Origin of the sequence: Vibrio sp. RE86 (assembly GCF_013114545.1) — a bacterium.
Lineage (GTDB): Bacteria > Pseudomonadota > Gammaproteobacteria > Enterobacterales > Vibrionaceae > Vibrio.
In genome coordinates, this window is sequence record NZ_VTXI01000006.1 from 161127 (window position 1) to 183505 (window position 22379).

Sequence of the window (22379 nt, forward strand, 5' to 3'; positions counted from 1 at the left end):
TCGAGAAATGGAAAACCAACAACAAACCATTCGTGCTGAGATCTACCTTGTGCTCTCGACGCTATTTCGTCAGACCCCGACACAAGAGTTGATTGCGTTTTTATCCGACATTGACACCGAGCCAAGCGAAAGTGCGATGCAACAAGCTTGGAACCAACTCAAGCAAACCGCATTAGACAGCGATCAAAATGCGCTAGTGGACGAATACCAAGAACTGTTCATTGGGATTGGTCGAGGAGAGGTTGTCCCATTTGCCTCGTGGCACTTAACCGGTTCATTAATGGAAAAGCCACTCGCGTCCATTCGCCATGATCTTGAACTTCTTGGTCTCGAGAGAGCTGAGCAAGTGAAAGAACCTGAAGACCACATCGCTGCACTTTGCGAAGTGATGTCTGCGCTAACCAATGAAGAAGAAGAGCTACAACAGCTTTTCTTCAATAAGCATATTGGTACTTGGTACCCATCGTTTATTAAACAGATTAATCAAGCAGAGCATGCGAACTTCTATTTGTCAGTCGCTAAGTTAGCGGATGCATTCATGACATTGGAGCAAGTGCGTTTCAGCGAGAATCTATCGAACAATAAGAGCAAATTAAAAATTGATGTGAAGAACGTTACTGAGTATGAGCAACCACAGTAAACACATCGATAAAAATACCTAATCAAAGGGTAAGGAAGCAAATAATGAAAGATAACAAAGAGTTAAATAAGGGCCGTAGGGAACTTCTCAAAGGCTTAACAACCGCAGCAGTCGCTGGCGCAGTTGTCGCTGGTACGACACAAGTGGCAAGCGCTTCAGAATCTGTAGTGCCGAAAAAAGATGAGGAAAAAACAACAGGCTATCACGAGACTCAACATATTCGTGACTACTACGAAACGCTATAGGAGCTAATCGATGAAACTGGTCAAGCGCTCCGATAATGTGAGCAAAGAACAAAACCAATTAGGTATTTCGCGCCGTGTGTTTATGAAAAACAGCTCTTTGGCAGCTGGTGGTGCGGTAGTAGGCGCAAGTTTGTTTGCTCCTGGGATGATCAAAAAAGCAGAAGCGAAATCGGTTGATCCGAATGCCAAAACAGAGATCAAACGTACGATTTGTTCTCACTGTTCGGTGGGCTGTGGTATCTATGCAGAAGTTCAAAATGGTGTTTGGACAGGTCAAGAACCTGCATTTGATCACCCATTTAATGCTGGTGGCCATTGTGCAAAAGGTGCAGCACTGCGTGAACATGGTCATGGTGAACGTCGACTTAAGTACCCAATGAAGCTTGAAGGCGGCAAATGGAAAAAGCTTTCTTGGGAGCAAGCTATCGAAGAGATAGGCAACAAGGCACTAGAAATTCGAAAAGAGTCTGGTCCTGATTCCGTTTACTGGCTAGGTAGTGCTAAGCATAACAACGAACAAGCTTACAGCTTCCGTAAAATGGCATCGCTTTGGGGAACAAACAACGTTGACCACCAAGCGCGTATTTGTCACTCAACAACCGTATCAGGTGTAGCGAATACTTGGGGTTACGGCGCGATGACGAACTCGTTCAATGACATGCATAATTGTAAGTCGATGCTGTTTATTGGTTCTAACCCAGCAGAAGCACACCCAGTCGCGATGCAGCATATCTTGATCGCGAAAGAGAAAAACAACTGTAAGATCGTTGTTGCGGATCCTCGCCGCACAAGAACGGCGGCGAAATCGGATCACTACGTATCACTTCGCCCAGGCTCAGACGTTGCATTTATCTGGGGTATCCTGTGGCATGTATTTGCAAACAAGTGGGAAGATGAGCAATTCATCCAACAACGTGTGTTTGGTATGGATGAAATTCGCACGGAAGTTGCGAAATGGAACCCTGCTGAAGTAGAGCGCGTGACTGGCGTATCAGAGCAAGACGTTTACCAAACAGCGAAACTGCTTTCAGAGAACCGCCCAGGCTGTGTGGTTTGGTGTATGGGTGGTACTCAGCATACTACCGGTAACAACAATACGCGCGCTTACTGTGTGCTTGAGCTTGCGCTAGGTAACATGGGTAAATCAGGCGGCGGTGCGAACATTTTCCGGGGTCACGATAACGTACAAGGCGCAACTGACCTTGGCGTACTATCACACACACTTCCAGGATATTACGGCCTTGCTGACGGCTCATGGAAGCACTGGGCTAAAGTCTGGGACGTTGATTACGAATGGCTTAAGAATCGCTTTGACCAAAATGAGTACCGTGGCAAAAAGCCAATGAACAACATGGGTATCCCTGTTTCTCGTTGGATTGACGGAGTTCTAGAAGACAAAGACAACATTGAGCAAAACGATAACATCCGAGCGATGTTCTACTGGGGTCACGCGGTAAACTCTCAGACACGTGGTACTGAGATGCAAAAAGCGATGTCGAAGTTGGATATGATGGTTATCGTCGATCCGTACCCGACACACGCGGCAGTAATGAACACACGTACAGATGGTGTTTACTTGCTTCCAGCAACGACTCAATTTGAGACTCACGGCAGTGTGACGGCATCAAACCGTTCAATTCAATGGCGTGATCAGATCATCGAGCCACTCTTCGAATCGAAGCCAGACCATGAAATCATGTATCTGCTATCGAAGAAGCTAGGTTTTGCTGATCAACTCTTTAAGAACGTTAAAGTTGAAAACAATCAACCAAACATCGAAGACATCACTCGTGAATTCAACAAAGGGATGTGGACGATTGGTTACACAGGTCAAAGCCCTGAGCGTCTAAAAGCGCACCAACAGAATTGGCACACATTCCATAAAACAACGCTAGAAGCAGAAGGTGGTGTTGCTCACGGTGAAACCTACGGTTTACCTTGGCCATGTTGGGGTACACCAGAAATGAAGCACCCTGGTACGCACATTCTTTATGATACGTCTAAGCCTGTGGCTCAAGGTGGTGGTAACTTCCGTGCACGCTTTGGCGTCGAATATGAAGGTAACAACCTACTCGCTGAAGACAGCTTCTCAAAAGGCTCAGAGATTGAAGATGGCTACCCAGAATTTAGCGACAAGTTACTTAAAGCGCTTGGTTGGTGGGATGACCTAACAGCTGAAGAGAAAGCTTTGGCAGAAGGTAAAAACTGGAAGACCGACCTTTCGGGTGGTATTCAGCGTGTTGCGATTAAACATGGTTGTATTCCTTATGGTAACGCGAAAGCGCGTGCTGTGGTTTGGACGTTCCCAGACCGTGTTCCGCTACACCGCGAGCCGTTGTACACGCCAAGACGTGACCTTGTCACCGATTACCCAACGTGGGACGACAGTGAGTCAATCTACCGTTTACCTACACTGTACAAATCGATTCAAGACCAAGACAAATCGGCTGAGTACCCAATTATCTTAACCTCGGGTCGTTTGGTTGAGTACGAAGGTGGTGGTGAAGAGACACGTTCGAACCCTTGGCTGGCAGAGCTTCAGCAAGAGATGTTTGTTGAGGTGAACCCGAAAGACGCGAACGACATTGGCTTTAAAGATGGCGATGATGTTTGGGTAGAAGGTGCTGAGAAAGGCCGCATCAAGGTTAAAGCGCTAGTGACACGTCGCGTTAAACCTGGCCTTGCGTTTATTCCATTCCACTTCGGTGGTCGCTTCCAAGGTGAGAATCTAACAGCTAAGTACCCAGAAGGTACCGCACCATACGTCACTGGTGAGGCTGCAAATACGGCAACCACCTACGGCTACGATCCTGTTACTCAGATGCAGGAAACCAAAGTCACCCTATGTAACATTCGCAAAGCGTAAGGAGTCAACAGATGGCTAGAATGAAATTCCTTTGTGACACTAAACGCTGCATCGAATGTAACGGCTGTGTCACTGCATGTAAGAACGAAAATGATGACGCGTTAGAGTGGGGCATTCAGCGCCGCCGCGTAGTCACTCTTAATGACGGCGAACCAGGTGAGAACTCAATCTCAGTTGCATGTATGCACTGTACAGACGCGCCTTGTATGGCGGTTTGTCCTGCGGACTGTTTTGAGCATACTGAAGATGGCATCGTTCTTCACAACAAAGATCTGTGTATCGGTTGTGGTTACTGCTTGTTTGCGTGTCCTTTCGGCGCGCCACAGTTTCCTAAACAAGAAGCCTTTGGTGAGCGTGGCAAGATGGACAAATGTACCTTCTGTGCCGGTGGTCCAGAAACGGAAGCAGGTTCAGTCGAAGAGCGTCAGAAGTACGGTGCGAACCGAATTGCTGAAGGAAAACTGCCAATGTGTGCATCACTGTGTTCTACAAAAGCACTATTGGCTGGTGATGCAGAGAAAGTCTCTGATATCTTCCGTCAACGTGTTGTTGAGCGCGGCGCGAAAGGTGCTGGTTGGACAGATGGTAATGATCTGTCTTACGACGCAACGAAAAGCTAAAACTGGAGAGATACATGTTTTCAATGTTTAAACGTGCATCTCTTGTAATGCTGTCAATGATGGCAGCATTACTCTTTGCTTTTTCGCTGCCTGCGCATGCTGAGCAAAAAGAGTCTGAAGTTGCACAACGTGAAATGACCCAATTGGCTGGTGCCGATTTTTGGCGTCAAGTTCGTCAAGGTGAAGAGGGCTACACCACATCTCAGTTCCCAGAGCACGGAATGCTTATTAGTACACCAGGGCAAACTTGGTACATTTTGAAAGAGAAATGGATGTCGCCAGCGGGAGCGGTCGCTATTTTCGGCAGCATCGCTTTCGTCACGTTAATGTACATTGTAATTGGCCCGCTAATGCTGAGCGCTCCAAGAACGGGTAAGAAGATCAAACGCTGGTCTCGACTCGATCGTGCATTGCACTGGAGCATGGCATTTACATTCTTAACATTAGCCTTTAGTGGTTTGATGTTGGTCTATGGCAAGCATTTCTTGAAGCCTTACATCCCAACGGAACTATGGGGCTTTATCATCATGTTAGCCAAGCAATACCATAACTACATTGGTCCTATCTTCTATGTATTACTGGTATGCGTCCTAATTAAATGGTGGCGCAAATCGATCTTCAAGAAAGTCGATCTTGTTTGGTTTATGAAACTTGGCGGTATGGTGGGTAAACACAAGGGCTCACACCCTTCAGCAGAGTTTTCAAATGCAGGTGAAAAGGCACTGTTTTGGCTGTTGATTGTGGTCGGTACCGTGGTTGCGCTTAGTGGCTTAGTTCTTGATTTTCCGATCTTTGGGCAAACACGTCGAGATATGGAGCTGTCAAACCTCGTTCATATGTTAGCGGCGCTTATCCTAATCTGTGGGTTCGTTTTCCATATCTACATCGGTCTATTCGGCATGGAAGGAGCGTTAGAAGGCATGGTAACAGGTGAGGTTGATGAAACTTGGGCCAAAGAACACCATGACCTTTGGTATCAAGAGATGATGGAAAAAGAGGCGCTTGAAGAGAAAGCGGATTCAAATCCTAAAGCAGTGAAAGGAGCACAAGTCGATGAACAAACCTCATAATGGTATTTGGGTTGCGTATATCCTAAGCTGTTTTACTCCATTTACTTGCTTGATCTCTGGTGTTATTGCCATCATTTATGCAGGTTATCGGCTGGATAAAGGGGAAGACGGTGAAGTGATAGACTCACATTACTACGGCTTGATTCGTACCTTCTTCCTTAACCTGACTTACTTCGTTGTCTTGATCATAACAGTTGCGACATCAAATGGAGTGCTAATTGGCCTAAATGACTATTGGTATAAAAGCCATATCATTGATGAAATTGCCTATTACATTCCTTATGTTGGACTAGCGTTTGGTTTGATCGCCATTGCTTTTTGGTTTGTACGTATGTTCCAAGGTATGAAGCAACTAAAGGCTAACGAACCCTTTGCACTGACAAAAGGCCCAAACCTTTAACCAGTGTCTAATACAAAAAGCCTCGACATACGGTCGGGGCTTTTTTATATCTGCATTTTACCCTCGATTAACCTCACAAAAGTTAGGTAAAAAGCGCAATGTTTCGACCATAGTCTAATCCGTATGGCTGTAGAACTTGGAGCGAGAGTGCTAATCTAACAGTAAGAAAACTAACAAGGATTGTAGTATGAAGTTCCCGTATCGTAATGTTGTGATATTAACTGGCGCAGGAATCTCTGCCGAGTCTGGAATTCAAACTTTCCGTGCGCAAGATGGGCTATGGGAAAATCATAGAATTGAAGATGTTGCTACACCAGAGGGCTTTGAGAGAAACCCAGATTTGGTGCAAGATTTCTATAATCAACGTCGAATAGGCTTACAAGAGCCCAACATTAAGCCCAATGCTGCTCATACTGCTTTGGGTCAGCTAGAGCAATTGTTGGATGGCAAAGTGACCGTGATTACGCAGAATATTGATAATTTGCACGAGCGTGGCGGTAGCGAGAACATTATTCACATGCATGGCGAATTACTTAAGTCGCGTTGTAGTGAATCAAATCAGGTGATTGAAGAGAAGGGGGAGATCAAATCAGGCGACCTCTGCCATTGTTGTCAGATCCCTTCACAGATGCGCCCTCATGTGGTGTGGTTTGGTGAAATGCCATTACGAATGGGGGACATCTATTCAGCTCTAGAGCAAGCCGACTTGTTCATATCAATAGGCACTTCAGGCGTAGTGTATCCTGCAGCTGGGTTCGTTCACGATGCAAAAATGCATGGCGCACATACGATAGAGATTAACTTGGAGCCAAGTGCTGTAGAAAGTGAATTTGAAGAAAAACGCTATGGCAAAGCGAGTATTGAAGTTCCGAAGTTGGTTGATGAAATCTTAAGTTTGCAGCAACCCGATGTAAAACATGCCTAATCTATACGAATTTAGTACCTAATCAACAAGAGCTCTCAGCTGTTTCGCTGGGAGTTTTTCATTTCATACATTGCTTTATCCGTTTTCACTAATGCTTCTTGTAGGCTTTCTTGTGTTGTTGCAGTTTCAATCCCGTAGCTGAAACCAATTTGCTCACCAGATAAAGTGTCTTTAAGGCTAGCGATAAATGCCTCTCCTTGGCCAACTGGCACAGTAACAATAAACTCATCGCCACCGACACGAAACGCTTGACTAGCGTCACCAACAGATGAATTCAACGCTTGAGCAAAGCGAATGATCATCAAATCACCGACATGGTGCCCCTTAGAGTCATTGACAATTTTTAGGCCGTCCAAGTCGATATAAATAAGGTCGAACAGCTCAAGCTTAATTGTATCTAGCTTCTTACGATTGTAGAGACCTGTTAACTCATCTTTTGCTGCGTTGTCTTTAATGTCACGTAACATCTCTGTAATACCAAATGCGATGATAAGGAAAGAGAGTTGGAGTAAACCATCTTCGAGAAAGGTATCAATAAACTCATGCTGATCGGCAATACGATCGTATACCTCAATCTCGGTAATAACGTCGTAAAACTTGTTGAAGATAAGAAGAAGTAAGCCGTATTTAAGTTTGGCATTGTGAAGAATAGAGTCGCGAGCGACAACGTAGATATAGATAACGATGAAAAGAGTGTTGCTCTCAAACAATAGGTCATAACTCGAGTCGATCTCGACGATATATTGCAGAGACATCATTGCTAGCGACAAGACAAGCATTGCAGCAATTAAGGTTAGGGCAGCTTTTTGTTTCAACGTTAACACTTTTTTGACATACAACATACCGTAGAAGTTACGTTATTTATTGATAAAAATAAAGCGGCAAAAGCCGCTTTATTAAGTGTAGGTGACGATATTTAATTATCGACTTTTAATTTTTGGAAGTACTCGTCATAAATTACGCTTGCTTCACCGACTTCATCCTGCCAAGTACCACTGTCCATCACTTCTTGTGGTGGGAAGATGCTTGTGTCATTTGCAAACTCTTCAGGTAGTAGAGCGTGAGCTGTTGCAACTGGTGTTGGGTAACCAATTTCTAAAGCGATTTTTGCTGCATTCTCAGGGCGAAGTAAGAAATCGATCATCTTGTGTGCCGCTTCAACGTTTTTCGCTTCAGCTGGGATTGCTAGACTGTCCATCCAGAAAACTGTCCCTTTCTCAGGCCAGATAATATCGATTGATGCGCCTTCTTGGCGAGCCATGTAAGCAGAACCATTCCAAAGCATACCTAGTGATACTTCGCCCGCTAGATAAGGGTTAGCTGGAAAGTCAGAGTTGAACACAAGGACGTTTGGCATCAGCTTTTTAAGCTCTTCGTACGCAGCTTTGATTTCGTCTGGGTTCGTTGTGTTAGGCGAGTAGCCTAGTTTAGTTAGTGCAATGTGGAAGACTTCACGCGAGTCATCCATCAGCATAAGCTGACCTTCCCACTTGCTATCCCAAAAATCGTCCCATTTGGTTACTGAAGAGCCATCAAGCATATCAGAGTTGATACCAATACCTGTTGCGCCCCAAATGTAAGGGATAGAGTAGTTGTTACTTGGATCAAAAGGTTTATTTAGGAAGTTTGTATCCAAGTCTTCAAAATGGCTTAGCTTCGTTTTGTCGATTTGCTGAAGCATGCCTTCTTTGCGCATTTTAGACACAAAGTATGTAGACGGTACTACAAGGTCGTAACCTGAACCTTGAGTCTTAAGCTTTGCATACATGCTCTCGTTAGACTCATAGGTTGAGTAAATTACTTTGATGCCGGTTTCTTTGGTAAAGTCTTCAAGCACTTCATTTGGAATGTATTCCGACCAGTTGTAGAAGTAGAGCTCTTGGTCAGCAGCCATTGCAGGTGAAGCGATTAAAGTCGCGGCGCAAAGTGCACTTGCGTAGAATTTACTTTTCATTGTTATTCCGTTTTATCTATGTTTTGCAAGATAAGGTCTAATAAATAGGCTCATGCAAAACCATCGTTTCAAACTTACTTATCTTCATGACAAGTCTAGCAGGGCGTAAGTATATCAGCCAAAAGCAAAATAGGCAGCCGAGGCTGCCTATTTTTATAAATTCGCTGTCTTATTGACCTGCTTTAAGCTTCAAGAAATATTCTTCGTACTTAACGGTCAAATCGCCAACAGAATCTTGCCATTCCACTCGATCTAAAGCTTCTTGCGAAGGGAATAACGGTGCCACGTCTTTAAACTTCGCATTAGATTCTTCCACTGCCGTCAGGTAACCCGTATCACGCGAGATCTGCTCAGCGATTTCAGGACGCAACAAGAAGTCGATCATTTTATGTGCTGCATCTACGTTTTTCGCACCCGATGAAATCGCGAAGTTATCAACCCAGCCGATACCGCCTTCTTTAGGGAATACCAATTTTAGGTTCATACCTTCATTTTGCGCAGCAGCCGCACTGCCGTTCCAAAGCATTCCAACACCGACTTCACCAGACATGTATGGTGCGCCTGGGTTATCAGAGTTAAACACTAGAACGTTTGGCATTAATTTTTGTAGCTCTGCGTAGGCTTCATCAATCTGTTTAGGATCCGTAGAGTTACCAGAATAGCCAAGCTTGCGCAGTGCGATGTGGAACACTTCACGAGTGTCATCCATCAACATTAATTGACCTTCTAGCTCTGGGTTCCACAAATCTGCCCAGCTTGTAAAGTCGTTTGGATCGTACATGTCTGCGTTTACAGCAAGACCTGTAATTGCAACCACATGTGGAATAGAGTAATCGTTGCTTGGATCGTAAGGTTTATCTAAGTAGTTCTTATCTAGGTTAGAGAAGTTGCTTAGCTTTGACTTGTCGATCTTTTGAAGCATGCCTTCATCACGCATTTTTGCGACGAAGTAAGTTGAAGGGACAACAAGATCATAACCTTGATTATGTGTCTTTAGCTTTGCATAAAGGGTCTCGTTTGACTCGTAAGTAGAGTAGATAACCTTAATGCCAGTTTCGTCTGTGAACTGTTCTAGGATATTACTGTTGATGTAAGGTCCCCAGTTCATAAAAACGAGTTCATTTTTGTCGTTCGCTGCCACTGAACCTGAGAACAGAGAAAGCGCACATGCACTACCAGCTAATAAAGTAGCCCATTTTTTCATTTACGTTAGCTCCAAACCAAACGTTGCCACACCCACGATTGGATGCTTTACGGCGTTAGATAGAAAAACAGAATGGCAAAATACCATTCTGTTTCGTGAGATTAGATGCGGATTCTACTTTACTTTCTCTCTCGCAAGCAACTGCGAAATCACAACAAGAACTAAAGAAACAATCAGCATGACGGTTGCAAGGGCATTTACTTCAGGTGAAATACCCACTTTAACCATCGAGTAAATCTTCAAAGGCAAAATTTCGTAGGTTGGCCCAGTCACGAATGAACTAATAATTACATCATCCAACGAGAGTGTGAAACTCAATAACCAACCCGCTGCAACTGCAGGTTTTGCTAATGGCAGGATAATTTGTTTCAAAATTACCCATTCACTTGCGCCTAAGTCTTTCGCCGCTTCAAGCATCTTCACGTCAAAGCCATTTAGGCGGCTGTACACCGTCACAACAACAAATGGCAGACAGAAAGTGATGTGAGCTACAAGTAAGGTTAAAAAGCCGAGCTGAGCACCCATCACAAGGAACAGCGCAAGTAATGAAATCGCCATAACGATATCAGGGGACATCATCACGACAAACAGCATCCCGTTTACGGCACCTTTACCTTTGAACGAATAGCGGAATAGGGCAACAGCCGTTAAGCTACCAATAATGGTTGCCGCTGTTGCAGAAAATACCGCTACGTTTAGTGAATGCCACGCCGCTTGCATCAAGCTGTCGTTATTGACGAGCGTTTCATACCACTTAGTTGTAAATCCACCCCATTTCATACCAAATTTATTGGCATTGAATGAGTTCACGATCAAAACAATGATTGGTAGATACAAGAAAGCATATACCAATGTCATAAAGCTAAATCTAACCGTACGTCCCATTAGTCTAGTTCCACTTTCTTATTCAATAGCTTACCCGCTCTGTAGTAGGCATATAACATCACCGCCATCGCGAAGGTGAGGGCGATACTGGTTGCTGCGCCAAATGGCCAATCACGAGCATTCAATACTTGGCTCTTGATGACGTTACCAATTAATAGGTTTTTCGCACCGCCTAACAAGTCGGAAATGTAGAACATTCCAAGTGCTGGCAATAGAACCAGTAAACAACCGCCAATAATACCTGGCATGGTCAGAGGCAAAGTAACCTTTGTGAAAATCTGGAACTTGTTTGCACCAAGGTCTTTCGCCGCTTCTACATAAGTGTCATCCAGTTTCTCGATTGCCGAATACAGCGGCAAAATCATAAATGGCAACAGAATGTAGACCAGGCCGATCATCACCGCAGTTTCTGTATACATTAGACGTATAGGCTTATCGATGATTTCCATCGCCATCAGCGACTTGTTTAAGATGCCTTGAGTACCGAGCACGATCTTTAATCCATAAGTGCGGATTAGAGAGTTAGTCCAAAACGGTACGATCACCAAAAACAGCATGATTGGACGCCATTTTTCAGGCATCTTCGCTACGATGTAAGCAAATGGGTAGCCAATCACCAAACACAATAAGGTTGCAACAATCGCCATGTAGAACGAGTGCATCAATACTTTGGCGTAAAGAGGGTCCATTAAACGTAGATAGTTATCTAACGTAAATGTCATCTCTATCAGGTTTGCTTCGTCGCGCGTTAGGAAACTGGTCGCAATAATCATCACGTTTGGTACCAACACAAACAGTGTTAGCCAAGCAACGATTAAGGTGATGATGGCATTTTGAAGATTAAGCTTCGGCGCTTTCATTCAGTACCACCTCCCAGCTTTCAACCCAAGTGATCGCAACCTTCTGACCAAGAGAGTGATCCACATCAGGATCATCTTCATTGAAGAATTCGCTAACCATTACACGCATACCTGACTCAAGCTCGATCACTGAATCTAGCGTCATACCCTTATAAGTACGCTCTGTTACGTGACCTACAATGCCTTTGTGTTCAGACTCTTTAATCTCTTCGATTCGTAAGTCTTCAGGTCGCAGTAGGACTTGAAGTTTATCACCAGCTTGTGCCTCTTCATCGTAGTAAACGACGGACTCAACACCTTCAATCTCAGCGCGAATACGTTTGTCATCAATGCGTTCAATCATCGTGGTATTAAACACGTTGATTTCACCGATAAAGCGAGCAACAAATAAGTTCTTAGGCTCTTCATAGATCTCACGTGGTGAGCCATCTTGTTCGATCACACCATCACGCATAACAATAATACGATCTGACATCGAAAGGGCTTCTTCCTGATCGTGAGTAACGAAAATGAAAGTAATGCCTAGCTGGCGTTGCAGTTGTTTAAGCTCAATTTGCATCTGTTTACGCAGTTTGTAATCCAGAGCAGAAAGTGACTCATCGAGCAGTAATACTTTAGGTTTGTTTACAACTGCTCGCGCAATCGCAATACGTTGCTGCTGACCACCAGAAAGCTGGTGTGGTTTACGCTGTGCCATTTTTTCTAGGCGAACCATGCGAAGTGCTTCCATTACACGAGGCTCAACCTCAGCGCTAGGCACCTTTTGCATACGTAATCCAAAAGCAACGTTCTCAAACACAGTCATATGAGGGAAGAGTGCATAACTTTGGAATACAGTGTTTACATGCCTTTTCTCTGCAGGAACTTCAGTAACATTTTGGTTATCAAGAATGATGTCACCCTTATCAGCAGTTTCGAAGCCAGCAATCATTCTTAACACGGTAGTTTTACCACAACCTGATGGTCCTAAAATGGTCAGGAACTCACCATGGTTAACATTTAAATTAAGATTGCTGATGATTTCTTTACCATCAAAACTTTTACTGATTCCAGTTAAACGGATAACTGGTTGTTCTGCATTTTGTTTAGCGTTCAACGTCTGTTTTTCTCCCACATTGGTCATTTATAAATCATTTAAGAAAATGACCCGTAGTTACACAAATTAGAGGCGCGCATCATAATCACCAAAAGTGTGAAATCAAAGCATTTTCTTATCCTGAAACACAAAAAATTTTGCAGGTAAAAGTAAACATTCCTTACCATACTCTGTGTATACCAAACAAACCGAGTGATTCAGGGATAATTTGCACTATTTCACGGTCGAAATGGATGATGTCTTGATGCGTTTAGTGGTTAATTATCAACCAAATAGTCAAGAAAGCAAGTTGTAGCCCGAGATCCGATGTTAGACTCTCTTTGGTTGCAGTATAATGAATACAATTTTTTATCAACAAGTTAGCCTGAACAGTGATTGTTTAGGCACTGGGTTCAAGAATGAATAATGACATTGAAAAAGATTTCAATTTAGGTGGAAGCGTAGAGCGAGCACTTTCAGGTGACTACGAGCTCAAAGCGGGCGAGGTGTTTAGAGAAGCGTGGCAGCACACGATGAAGAACTTTTTATCGTTTTCTCCCTCTATTGTTATCTTAATTGTGCTTCAGTTGGCTATTTTCTACGTTGCGTTAAAACTGCAGCTAGGTAACCCTGGCATTATTCTCGATGCAGTCGTTAATCCTGAAGCCTTTGACCCAAGTATTTTTGGTGCCATCATGATTGCTAACTTTAGCTATGAAGTGATCAGTGCACCGATTTATGCGGGCATCAGTTTGATGGCAATGAGCCATGCAGCAGGTTTGACTACTAAATCTCGCCATATTGGCAAAGGCCTGCAATACACTGTACCTGTTATATTAGCAACGCTATTCAGTTTATTGCTGCAAGGCGTAGCGGGTATGATCTTCCCTCTATTATCTCTTTATCTGTCGCTTGCGTTCAGTAACTCAATTCTTTTGATTTGTGAAAAGCAGATCTCGCCAATGCAATCCTTGCTGCTTTCTCTTCGCGCAGTGAATAAGAAGATCATCGTTTTGGCGGGCATCTACTCGCTAGTTTCTATCATGTTTGTAGTAGGAATGATGTTCTATGGCTTAGGCTTGATCTTCGTCTTGCCATTCTTCTTCCATGTGAAGGGCGTTATTTACCGTAATATGTTTGGCATAAAACTTAAAATTATTGCTTCTGATCGACCAAAAGATGAAGACGACCATGACAACGATTCACAAGTGTTCAATGCGTAAGAGTGAACTGATTGCTATTGCTGCAGCTGGCGTTATCGCCGGCTGTAGTTTTTATGGCTACGAGCAAAATAGAGTGGCAGAAACCCGCCTTGAAGAAGAGGAACGCCGCAAACAAGTTCAAATTGACGCGGGCTCTCAATCTCAATTCGAAGGAGAGTCAGTAGGTAAAGCACCTGACTTCGCCTCCATCACTGATGTTAAACAGAAGAAGAAGGCTTTCTTTGATTACCTTCGCCCGGGAATAGCATTAGAGAACCAACGCATCACCAAAGAACGCCAGCGTTTGGAAGCCATCGAGCGCAGCTATGAGAATCAAACCCTGACAGATTCCGACAAAAGCTACGCCACTCGCTTGGGTAAACTCTATAACGTTGAAGTCACCGTCGATGGTGTCAACGAACAATGGTTCAATAAGATGCTGCATCGTGTAGATGTTATTCCCGAAGGGCTTGTCCTCGTGCAAGGTGCGAATGAGTCAGCGTGGGGAACCTCACGATTCGCTACTCAAGCCAATAACTATTTTGGTCAATGGTGCTACAGCGCGGGTTGTGGCCTTGTTCCACTGCAGCGAAGTGACGGTATGACTCACGAAGTCGCTAAGTTTAGTTCCGTTCAACAGTCGATTCACGGTTACTTTATGAATGTGAACCGCAATCGTGCTTATGAAGATCTTAGGGAAATTCGTTATCAGCGTCATTTAAACGGCGACAGTCTTACCGATACTGATGCAGCCACTGCATTAAGTAATGGACTTTTAAGGTACTCTGAACGCGGTGAGGCATACGTCAACGACTTACAAAGTATGATCAGGCACAATCGTCAGTACTGGGACCAACCCCTAGCCAATCAATAAGAAAAGAAATCAATGAAAAAAGTAACGTTAGCGATCTTGGCTGCCGCACTCTCTGGCGCCATCTCTTTACCTTTGCAAGCTCAAGAATACATGTTCACCTATTCTAAACTCTATTCGCACATGAAACAGAATGCGAAAGAAGGACATGATGATGTTAAAGTCGGCTTCTTTTTCCTCAATGCGGACACCAAGAAGTTGTGTACCATTGAAAAAGCATGGATGGAGAAAGAAGAGCACTATGAAGAACTCACTATCTCTCCATATAACGAAGTCGTCGTTCCATTAGACAACAATCTACGTTCAGCCAATCCGCTTGTTTTTGTTCATACTCCAATTGATACGCGCTGCGACTTCTCTATGGTAGTAATGACCAAAGAGCCTATGGCAGGCGAAGTGAAGTATGAAGATGTAAAAGTGCTACTGCCTCAAATGCAGGTGATACTTGAACAACTCGGTGGCATGTTTGCAAGCTACTTTACCCCTGATGTAGAGGGCGTGACGTTAGAGTTCCCAGATAATCTCAATTCGACGATTCAGTTCTCGAATGGTAAAACAAAACAAATTGTTGATGGGAAGGTACAAGTAGCGCTGTCTGAAATCGGTGAGGGTGGCAGTATGACGTTACCAGCGTCAACAGCACGAGTATTACCGTATTTGCCGCGAGCTAATTAGTATTCTGACAAATCATCAAGGCCGCGAAATGCGGCCTTTTTCTTATCTGTTGCATTGATTAGAGCGTATTTGATTGAGATAAGTCAGCTCAAAAGAACTTTCTTGAGCTCTAGAACGATACAAACATTTAATCCTATCCAAAAAGCTCGTATAATCCACGCCCCAAATAAACCACGTTAGGAAGTCCTAGTGTCGATTAACGTCGGCAATGTGAGAGCTCGCAATGAATCAAACAGATACAAGAAAAGAAGTCCTAGAATTCAACAAACTTCAAAAACGCCTTAGAAGACAAGTTGGAACTGCCATCGCTGATTACAACATGATCGAAGAAGGCGATGTTGTCATGGCATGTATTAGTGGCGGTAAAGATTCATTTGCGATGCTAGATATCTTACTGAATCTTCAAAAAGCAGCGCCAATTAAATTTGAAGTTGTCGCAGTAAACCTAGATCAGAAACAACCTGGTTTCCCTGAGCATATCCTGCCGGACTACTTTGAAACACTGAATATCCCTTACTACATCGTAGATAAAGATACTTATTCAGTTGTGCGCGAAAAGATTCCAGAGGGCAAAACGACATGTGGCCTTTGTTCACGTCTTCGCCGTGGTACGCTTTACTCATTTGCTGAGAAAATTGGTGCGACTAAGCTAGCGCTTGGTCACCACATGGACGACATTGTAGAAACCATGTTCCTTAACATGTTCCATGGTTCTCGACTTAAAGCGATGCCACCTAAACTGCGTTCAGACGACGGCCGTAACGTTGTGATCCGTCCGCTGACATACTGCCGCGAGAAAGACCTGATCAAATACGCTGAGCATAAAGAGTTCCCAATCATTCCTTGTAACCTATGTGGTTCTCAAGAGAACTTACAGCGTCAATCAATCAAAGCGATGCTGATTGATTGGGATAAGAAAACACCAGGACGTGTAGAGGCTATCTTTAAGTCAATCCAGAACGTCAGCCCAAGTCAATTGGCTGACCGTAACTTGTTTGACTTCGTAAACCTTCCATTAGATCGAGAAGGTGAGCGAGAAGAGTATGAGTTTAGTGAAGCGACAGTGTCTTCAACAAACATCGACGAATCCATGTTTATCGATGTAACCAACATCTAGCACTAAAGAGATTGAAACAAAAAAGGAAGATAGCGATATCTTCCTTTTTTATTACCTGTTAGATGGTTACTAGATAGCCGTTTTAGGATCAAGAGGGCTAATATATCCGTCAGGCTTTAGCGCAAGAACATCACAATTGATTTTATCAATCACATGCTCTGCTGTATTACCTATAAAGACCGCTGATAATCCTGTTCGACCCGTTGTACCAACAATGACCATAGCCGCATTGAGCTTTTCAGCCGCCTCCGGTATGACATCCTCAGGAAGGCCTTGTTCAACAACCGTATGTTCTTCATCGTAACCATGCTTTTGTCTCAGAGCTTTCATCGCTGTTAGGTGATGGCCACGAACCGCATCAGTATAGGTTGCAGGATCAAACTCAGGCAGTTCGATGGTAATGTTCGCTGGCGTTACTGGGTAAGCGTTAACAAGGTAAGGTTTGGCGTCTAATCGCTCAGTGAGGTCGTTTAGTTGTTCGACCATTGCGTCGTTCAAACCTAGGTGTGTATCATTTTCTGAGCCAACATGGACAGAAGCAAGAATACTTGAGTTTTCAGGCCATTCTGCATTTTTAATCAAGAGAACAGGGCACGGGCATTTACGTAATAGGTGCCAATCTGTTGGAGTAAAGATAACCGACTCCAACACGTCATGTTTGCGAGTTCCTTTAATGACAATGTCGTGCTCTCCAGCAAACACTTCAGCGATAATCGCTTCATAAGGACGGTTGTGCCAGACCACTCGTACATCGAATTCAACACCTTCAAGCAGGTAGTCTTTAGCCACCTTGCGCATCCACTCTTCACGCTGATGAATCACACCTCGACGCATGGCGTCACGCTCGTCAATTGAAAGCATGGAGGTCATGTCATAAGAGAAATCGTAGATCGAAAGAAAGAAGGTAACCCGGCTAGGAGAACGGCTCTTTGAAGCTAACTGCATAGCACGAGCAAGAGCGGGTTGGTCATCTTTATTGATGTCTGCTACAACTAAGATTTTGTTATAGATACTCATATAAAACTCCTTAAAGGCGAGGAGGGGTATATGATTAATGTAGCCTAGTTAGGCAGAGAGGTTGAGAAATAATTTGAGGAATTTGAGAGAAGTATGATGTAGCTCTATTTAGGTTCTATAAGAGAGCTACATCATTGAAAGATATTATGATTCTTTTGAAACGCCAGCAAGTTCCATCAATGCATCATGATCGATGATAGTGATATATTTACCTTTTACGCTCAGGATTTCTGACTTTTGGAAACGACCAAGTAGACGAGAAATTGTCTCAACCGTTAGACCTAGGTAGTTACCGATATCACCACGTGTCATAGTTAGACGGAACTCACGCGGGCTAAAGCCACGTTGAGAGAAACGGGTAGATAGGTTGTATAGGAAAGCGGCTAGACGTTCTTCAGCATTTTTCTTAGAAAGCAGAAGAATCATTTCTTGGTCGCCTTTAATTTCGCTACTCATTAGACGCATGATCTGTTGACGCAGCTTAGGCATTTTACCTGAAAGATCATCAAGTATTTCGTAAGGAATCTCACAAACCATCGAGGTCTCTAGTGCTTGAGCAAAGCTAGGGTGGAGGTCTTCTGTGATAGCATCAAAACCCACTAGGTCACCCGCTAGGTGGAATGCAGTGATCTGCTCATCACCTTGCTCAGTAATCGTGTAGCTTTTGATTGTTCCTGAACGAATTGCGTAAAGAGATTTTAGTTCATCTCCTGCTTTAAACAGTTCTTGTCCTTTCTGGATAGGCTTTTTACGTTCGATGATTTGATCTAATTGGTCTAACTCAGATTCATTTAACGTAAATGGGATACAAAGCTGGCTGATACTACAGTCTTGGCAGTGAATTGCACAACCGCCAGATTGAATACGCTTTGTTGCAGGCTTTTCAGAAATCATAACAACCTTTCACTATTTGATATACATCAATATTTTAGCACTCATTACCTACAAAGGGTAGTGAAAAAATCCGATAAAAAACAGTGTTCTATGAACCTAATGACAATAAACTTAAAGCGCCAAATCCTGTATACAAGCCATAAGTTAATAAAATGAAGGCACCCAAGTTGCGAAAAACTTTCGATTGTTGCAGTTTGTGTAAATAAGTTGCTCCAAAGCCCATCAATAGCATCGCTGGCAATGTTCCAAGGCCAAATGCCAACATGATTGATGCGCCGTTGACAGCACTTCCCGAGACTGCTGACCAAGTTAAGGTTGAATATACCAGCCCACAAGGTAACCAGCCCCAAACGAACCCGAAAGGAATGGCGTGTACGGGTGAACGAAGAGGGAGCAGTGATTTACCTGCTGGCGAAATAAACTTCCAAATCGACTGCCCGAGCTTTTCTATATGAAGCAGCCCTTGCCACCAACGACCTATATAGCAAGCCAACAAAATCATAAACAGCGCTGCTGCGAGACGTAGCCATGTAAGCACGTTGTTGATTGAGCTAAGCTCGCTTATAGAGGCAACCGCGCCGCCAATAATAGCGCCAATGAAGGCGTAGCTGAGCAGGCGACCTGTGTTATAGAAGATAGGGATCAACTTTGAAGAGGACTGCTGGCCAATCGTTAGCATTGACGCAATACCACCACACATACCCATGCAGTGACCTGCGCCAATAAGACCGATTAAGAACGCCCCGATCCAATCAGGGCTCATTTTGATGAGTTCTCTTTACGCTCGTCTTCGTCTAACAATATATTGTGACCCTGACGCTCTAGGTCCTCAAACTGGTCGCTTTTTACTGCCCATAAGAAAATAGCAACAGCAACACATACCAGTACAATGGCAATAGGAATAAGGATATAAAGGCTTTCCATCTAGCGACCTTTTTCTTTGAGCAAACGTAGAGAGTTCGATATTACAATAATTGAGCTAGCAGACATACCGACGACCGCAAAATATGGAGCAACAAACCCAGCTACCGCGAGTGGCAGAATTAATAGGTTGTAACCTAGAGACCAAGCAAGGTTCTCTTTAATGATTTTGCGAGTTTGAAGTGCAAGCTCTCGAGCAGCAAGGATGCGATCGAGTCTATCACCAAGCAGCACCATATCAGCAGATGCCTTTGCGACATCTGCACCACCACCCATTGCAACAGACAGGTGAGCACCTGCAAGTGTAGGCGCATCATTGATGCCATCACCAATCATCATGGTGATATCATCTTTATCGGTATTCTGAAGGTAAGCGAGCTTGTCCTGGGGCTTAGCGCCTGCGACAACATCTTGAATACCGATTTGCGCAGCAACAATATCAGCGTTGGCTTTTGTGTCACCGGTCAACAGTGTGACTTTCACGCCTGACTTTTGGAACTGCTCGATAAACTCTTTGGTCTCATTCCGAATTGGGTCACGATACACAAAGCTTGCAACATGAACATCTGCTACAGACAAGTAAACGGTGTTGGCTTGCGCGCTAGAACCGTCACCGAGTACATACTGAGCGCTACCTATCTTGACGCTATTCCCGTTATAAACGCCATTAATACCCGACCCAATAACGTTTTCAACATCATCAACAACAATGTTCGAATCAGTGAAAGGTTTGAATGCTCGAGCAATAGGGTGGTTAGCGTGTGACTCTAACGATGCAGCAATGCTTAATACTTGCTGTTTGGTAAAGTCGCCATGAAGTTGTACATCGTCAATCTCAATATCACCATGGGTGAGTGTACCGGTTTTATCGACGATCAGGTGGTTCACTTTACACAGTGTTTCAAATACATGGCTTTTACGCAGAAGAATACCAAAGTTACCCATACGAGACGTCGCACAGGTCAAGGCTGTCGGTGTTGCCAAAGAGAGTGCGCAAGGGCAGGTGGCAACAAGAACGGATAACATAATCCAAAATGCATCATCTGGACGACTCTCATGCCAGAAGAACCAAGTACCCGCAGCGATGATCAATATTGCTGCGACAAAATAACGCGCAACTACATCGGCAACCTCAGCGATTTTTGGCTTAGATAGTTGAGCTTCATCTTGAAGTCGAACAATGTTGGAAATCATCGAATCTGCTTTTGATGAGGTAACCTCAAGCTCAAAAGACTCTTCGCCATTCAGGGTGCCGGCAAAAACAAAGTCATCGATTTGCTTTACAACAGGGAGCGATTCACCTGTTAACATAGACTCATCAATATGGACACGACCATTGATGATTTTACCGTCCGCAGGGATGTGTTCACCAGGAAGAACTCGAATTTGATCTCCAACCTGAAGTGACTTCACCGGAACCTGCTCGCCGTCTAGTCTGTTGGCGATTGCAGGAATAAGTTTAAGAAGGTTACCACTTGCAGCGGCGGCTTTGCGTCGCGCACGCATTTCAAGGAAACGTCCAACCAATAAGAAGAAAGCGAACATTGAGATGGACTCAAAAAATACTTCGCCTTTCTCTTGGACTGTCGCTACTAAACTCGCAAAGTAGGCGAAAATCATCGCTATGGAGACAGGAACGTCCATCCCGAGCGTTCGACCACGTAGGCTACGCCATGCATTAATGTAAAATGGTAATGCAGAATAAAGCATGACAGGTGTCGCGAAGATCAAGCTCACCCAACGGAAATAGTTTTTAAATTCTGGTTCTAGATCGCCGAATACTTCAAGGTAAAGTGCAACTGCAAGCATCATCACTTGCATTGTTGCAAGGCCAGCAATACCCAAACGATATAAGTATTGCTTCATCTGAGCGTGATAGGCCGCTTCTTGTTTATCTGCTTCGAAAGGTGCCGCTTTGTAACCTAGTTGATGGATCGAAGCGAGCAGTTCACTCAAACGTACTTTCGTTTTATCCCATGACAAAAGCGCACGGTTAGTCGTTGTGTTAACTCGAATGGATACAACACCGCTTGTCGCAGAAACTTGCTTTTCGATGAGCCACGCACACGCAGCACAAGAAACACCCTCAAGTGAAAGTGTTACTTCAGAATGGTTTTCACTATTGCGGACAAACTCTGATTGAACTTCATCATTATCATAGTGAATAAGGGCTTGGAGTTGTTCTGGAACTAAATCTGCTTTTTCGGCAGGGGCGGTACGGTACTGGTAGTAAGATACTAGGCCACTGTCGACGATTGTCTGTGCAACCGTCTCACAGCCTGGGCAACACATCTCGCGTATGTCACCCAAAATTTCCACTTTGAAATCCGTGTTGGCTGGCACATCTTCACCACAGTGATAACAGGATTTGCACATAGACGTTTCTTAATTTGATAGTTGGACTGCTGACGATGTTGGGAACTCAATACGGCCTTGGATTAGCCATTTCTCGTCATGTGGGGTTAACTCAACAAACCATGGACCTTGAAGTTCAGCGTCTAGCGTGAATCGGTACTGACCGCTCGCATCTGACGTGACAAGCTTGCTGAAATCATGATCGGGTAAGGTTCTGTGTGCAAACATTGCTGTTATAGCAGGATAGTGGTCTAGCTCGCCTTTTTCGAATTGAATAACAATGTTGTTACCCTCTGATCGAACGCTAGCTTCTAGGCCTAAATCTTTAGTGACGTTGATTCTAGAAATGTCGACGTTGATACCTTTACCTTTTTTATAGTAATCCTCAGTAACCAAATGAACTGAATGTTGTGTAAGTATCGCGACTCGAACCAAAGTTAATATAGACACGCCCACAGTGAGTGAGAGTATAAACCACGGCCAAAACTGCTTATACCAAGGCTTTTCCATATAATAGTTCTCAATAAAAAATTAAATAAATTAGGGCTTTAACTGTAAAGGAAAGACAGCCCCATTACCATCT

At 44.0% G+C, this 22379-nt stretch carries 23 protein-coding genes; 11 read left to right on the plus strand and 12 right to left on the minus strand.

Translation table 11 applies throughout. The features are described from left to right. Positions 1-7 precede the first annotated feature (7 nt). The 7 genes from F0231_RS08265 (at position 8) to cobB (ending at position 6766) form a co-directional block, all read left to right on the plus strand. Positions 8-640 carry a molecular chaperone gene (locus F0231_RS08265; RefSeq protein WP_171759252.1) on the plus strand — a complete coding sequence of 211 codons (633 nt, stop codon included), beginning with the start codon at positions 8-10 and terminating at the stop codon, positions 638-640. A gap of 44 nt (positions 641-684) precedes the next feature. Beyond that, a complete protein-coding gene (locus tag F0231_RS08270) occupies positions 685-885 on the plus strand; it encodes a twin-arginine translocation signal domain-containing protein (protein ID WP_171759253.1) in 201 nt (66 codons plus the stop codon). Between the two features lie 10 nt (positions 886-895). Then, positions 896-3751, plus strand: a complete 2856-nt coding sequence (locus F0231_RS08275; protein WP_171759254.1) for a formate dehydrogenase subunit alpha — start codon at positions 896-898, stop codon at positions 3749-3751. Positions 3752-3762: 11 nt separating this feature from the next. Next, entirely contained in the window at positions 3763-4371 is a 609-nt protein-coding gene (fdh3B, locus tag F0231_RS08280) for a formate dehydrogenase FDH3 subunit beta (RefSeq protein ID WP_004745954.1), read from the plus strand. A 14-nt stretch (positions 4372-4385) separates the two neighbouring features. Next, positions 4386-5441, plus strand: coding sequence for a formate dehydrogenase subunit gamma (locus F0231_RS08285; RefSeq protein WP_171759255.1), 1056 nt, complete (start codon positions 4386-4388; stop codon positions 5439-5441). Then, positions 5425-5841 (plus strand): hypothetical protein, encoded by a 417-nt coding sequence (locus F0231_RS08290; protein WP_171759256.1) that lies wholly within the window; start codon positions 5425-5427, stop codon positions 5839-5841. Before F0231_RS08285 ends, F0231_RS08290 begins: the two co-directional genes overlap by 17 nt. A 187-nt stretch (positions 5842-6028) precedes the next feature. Then, on the plus strand, positions 6029-6766 hold the full coding sequence (gene cobB / locus F0231_RS08295; protein WP_171759257.1) for a Sir2 family NAD+-dependent deacetylase: 738 nt from the start codon (positions 6029-6031) through the stop codon (positions 6764-6766). A 35-nt stretch (positions 6767-6801) separates the two neighbouring features. Here the strand turns inward: cobB and F0231_RS08300 are convergent, their stop codons facing one another. From F0231_RS08300 to potA, 6 genes are all read right to left on the minus strand, one after another. Then, the gene (locus F0231_RS08300) at positions 6802-7581 is read right to left on the minus strand and encodes a GGDEF domain-containing protein (protein WP_367613465.1); all 780 of its coding nucleotides are present in this window, start codon (positions 7579-7581) and stop codon (positions 6802-6804) included. A gap of 101 nt (positions 7582-7682) precedes the next feature. After that, positions 7683-8720 carry an extracellular solute-binding protein gene (locus tag F0231_RS08305; RefSeq protein ID WP_171759258.1) on the minus strand — a complete coding sequence of 346 codons (1038 nt, stop codon included), beginning with the start codon at positions 8718-8720 and terminating at the stop codon, positions 7683-7685. A gap of 169 nt (positions 8721-8889) precedes the next feature. After that, complete coding sequence (locus F0231_RS08310) at positions 8890-9924, minus strand: extracellular solute-binding protein (protein ID WP_171759259.1); 1035 nt, start codon at positions 9922-9924, stop codon at positions 8890-8892. 114 nt (positions 9925-10038) lie between these two features. Next, positions 10039-10809: a spermidine/putrescine ABC transporter permease PotC gene (potC, locus tag F0231_RS08315; protein ID WP_171759260.1), complete on the minus strand. Its 771-nt coding sequence runs from the start codon at positions 10807-10809 to the stop codon at positions 10039-10041. Beyond that, on the minus strand, positions 10809-11669 hold the full coding sequence (gene potB / locus F0231_RS08320) for a spermidine/putrescine ABC transporter permease PotB (protein WP_171759261.1): 861 nt from the start codon (positions 11667-11669) through the stop codon (positions 10809-10811). The genes potC and potB overlap by 1 nt, the downstream gene beginning before the upstream one ends. Further along, positions 11650-12783, minus strand: coding sequence for a spermidine/putrescine ABC transporter ATP-binding protein PotA (potA, locus tag F0231_RS08325; protein WP_171759321.1), 1134 nt, complete (start codon positions 12781-12783; stop codon positions 11650-11652). The genes potB and potA overlap by 20 nt, the downstream gene beginning before the upstream one ends. Positions 12784-13163: 380 nt before the next feature. Between potA and F0231_RS08330 the strand changes: the two genes are divergently transcribed. From F0231_RS08330 to ttcA, 4 genes are all read left to right on the plus strand, one after another. Continuing rightward, positions 13164-13967 carry a hypothetical protein gene (locus F0231_RS08330; protein WP_171759262.1) on the plus strand — a complete coding sequence of 268 codons (804 nt, stop codon included), beginning with the start codon at positions 13164-13166 and terminating at the stop codon, positions 13965-13967. Continuing rightward, positions 13960-14820 (plus strand): glucosaminidase domain-containing protein, encoded by an 861-nt coding sequence (locus tag F0231_RS08335; RefSeq protein WP_171759322.1) that lies wholly within the window; start codon positions 13960-13962, stop codon positions 14818-14820. The genes F0231_RS08330 and F0231_RS08335 overlap by 8 nt, the downstream gene beginning before the upstream one ends. A 12-nt stretch (positions 14821-14832) precedes the next feature. Then, complete coding sequence (locus F0231_RS08340; RefSeq protein WP_171759263.1) at positions 14833-15492, plus strand: DUF2987 domain-containing protein; 660 nt, start codon at positions 14833-14835, stop codon at positions 15490-15492. A gap of 223 nt (positions 15493-15715) precedes the next feature. Further along, the gene (gene ttcA, locus F0231_RS08345; RefSeq protein ID WP_171759264.1) at positions 15716-16609 is read left to right on the plus strand and encodes a tRNA 2-thiocytidine(32) synthetase TtcA; all 894 of its coding nucleotides are present in this window, start codon (positions 15716-15718) and stop codon (positions 16607-16609) included. Positions 16610-16678: 69 nt separating this feature from the next. Here the strand turns inward: ttcA and uspE are convergent, their stop codons facing one another. The 6 genes from uspE to F0231_RS08375 form a co-directional block, all read right to left on the minus strand. After that, positions 16679-17626, minus strand: coding sequence for a universal stress protein UspE (gene uspE, locus F0231_RS08350; protein ID WP_171759265.1), 948 nt, complete (start codon positions 17624-17626; stop codon positions 16679-16681). Positions 17627-17770: 144 nt separating this feature from the next. Continuing rightward, positions 17771-18520: an FNR family transcription factor gene (locus F0231_RS08355; protein ID WP_171759266.1), complete on the minus strand. Its 750-nt coding sequence runs from the start codon at positions 18518-18520 to the stop codon at positions 17771-17773. An 88-nt stretch (positions 18521-18608) separates the two neighbouring features. Next, positions 18609-19283 carry a sulfite exporter TauE/SafE family protein gene (locus F0231_RS08360; RefSeq protein WP_171759267.1) on the minus strand — a complete coding sequence of 225 codons (675 nt, stop codon included), beginning with the start codon at positions 19281-19283 and terminating at the stop codon, positions 18609-18611. Then, on the minus strand, positions 19280-19444 hold the full coding sequence (gene ccoS / locus F0231_RS08365; protein WP_171759268.1) for a cbb3-type cytochrome oxidase assembly protein CcoS: 165 nt from the start codon (positions 19442-19444) through the stop codon (positions 19280-19282). The genes F0231_RS08360 and ccoS overlap by 4 nt, the downstream gene beginning before the upstream one ends. Further along, positions 19445-21817, minus strand: coding sequence for a heavy metal translocating P-type ATPase metal-binding domain-containing protein (locus tag F0231_RS08370; RefSeq protein ID WP_171759269.1), 2373 nt, complete (start codon positions 21815-21817; stop codon positions 19445-19447). It abuts the gene before it with no gap. A gap of 9 nt (positions 21818-21826) precedes the next feature. After that, positions 21827-22306: a FixH family protein gene (locus tag F0231_RS08375; RefSeq protein WP_171759270.1), complete on the minus strand. Its 480-nt coding sequence runs from the start codon at positions 22304-22306 to the stop codon at positions 21827-21829. Positions 22307-22379 lie beyond the last annotated feature (73 nt).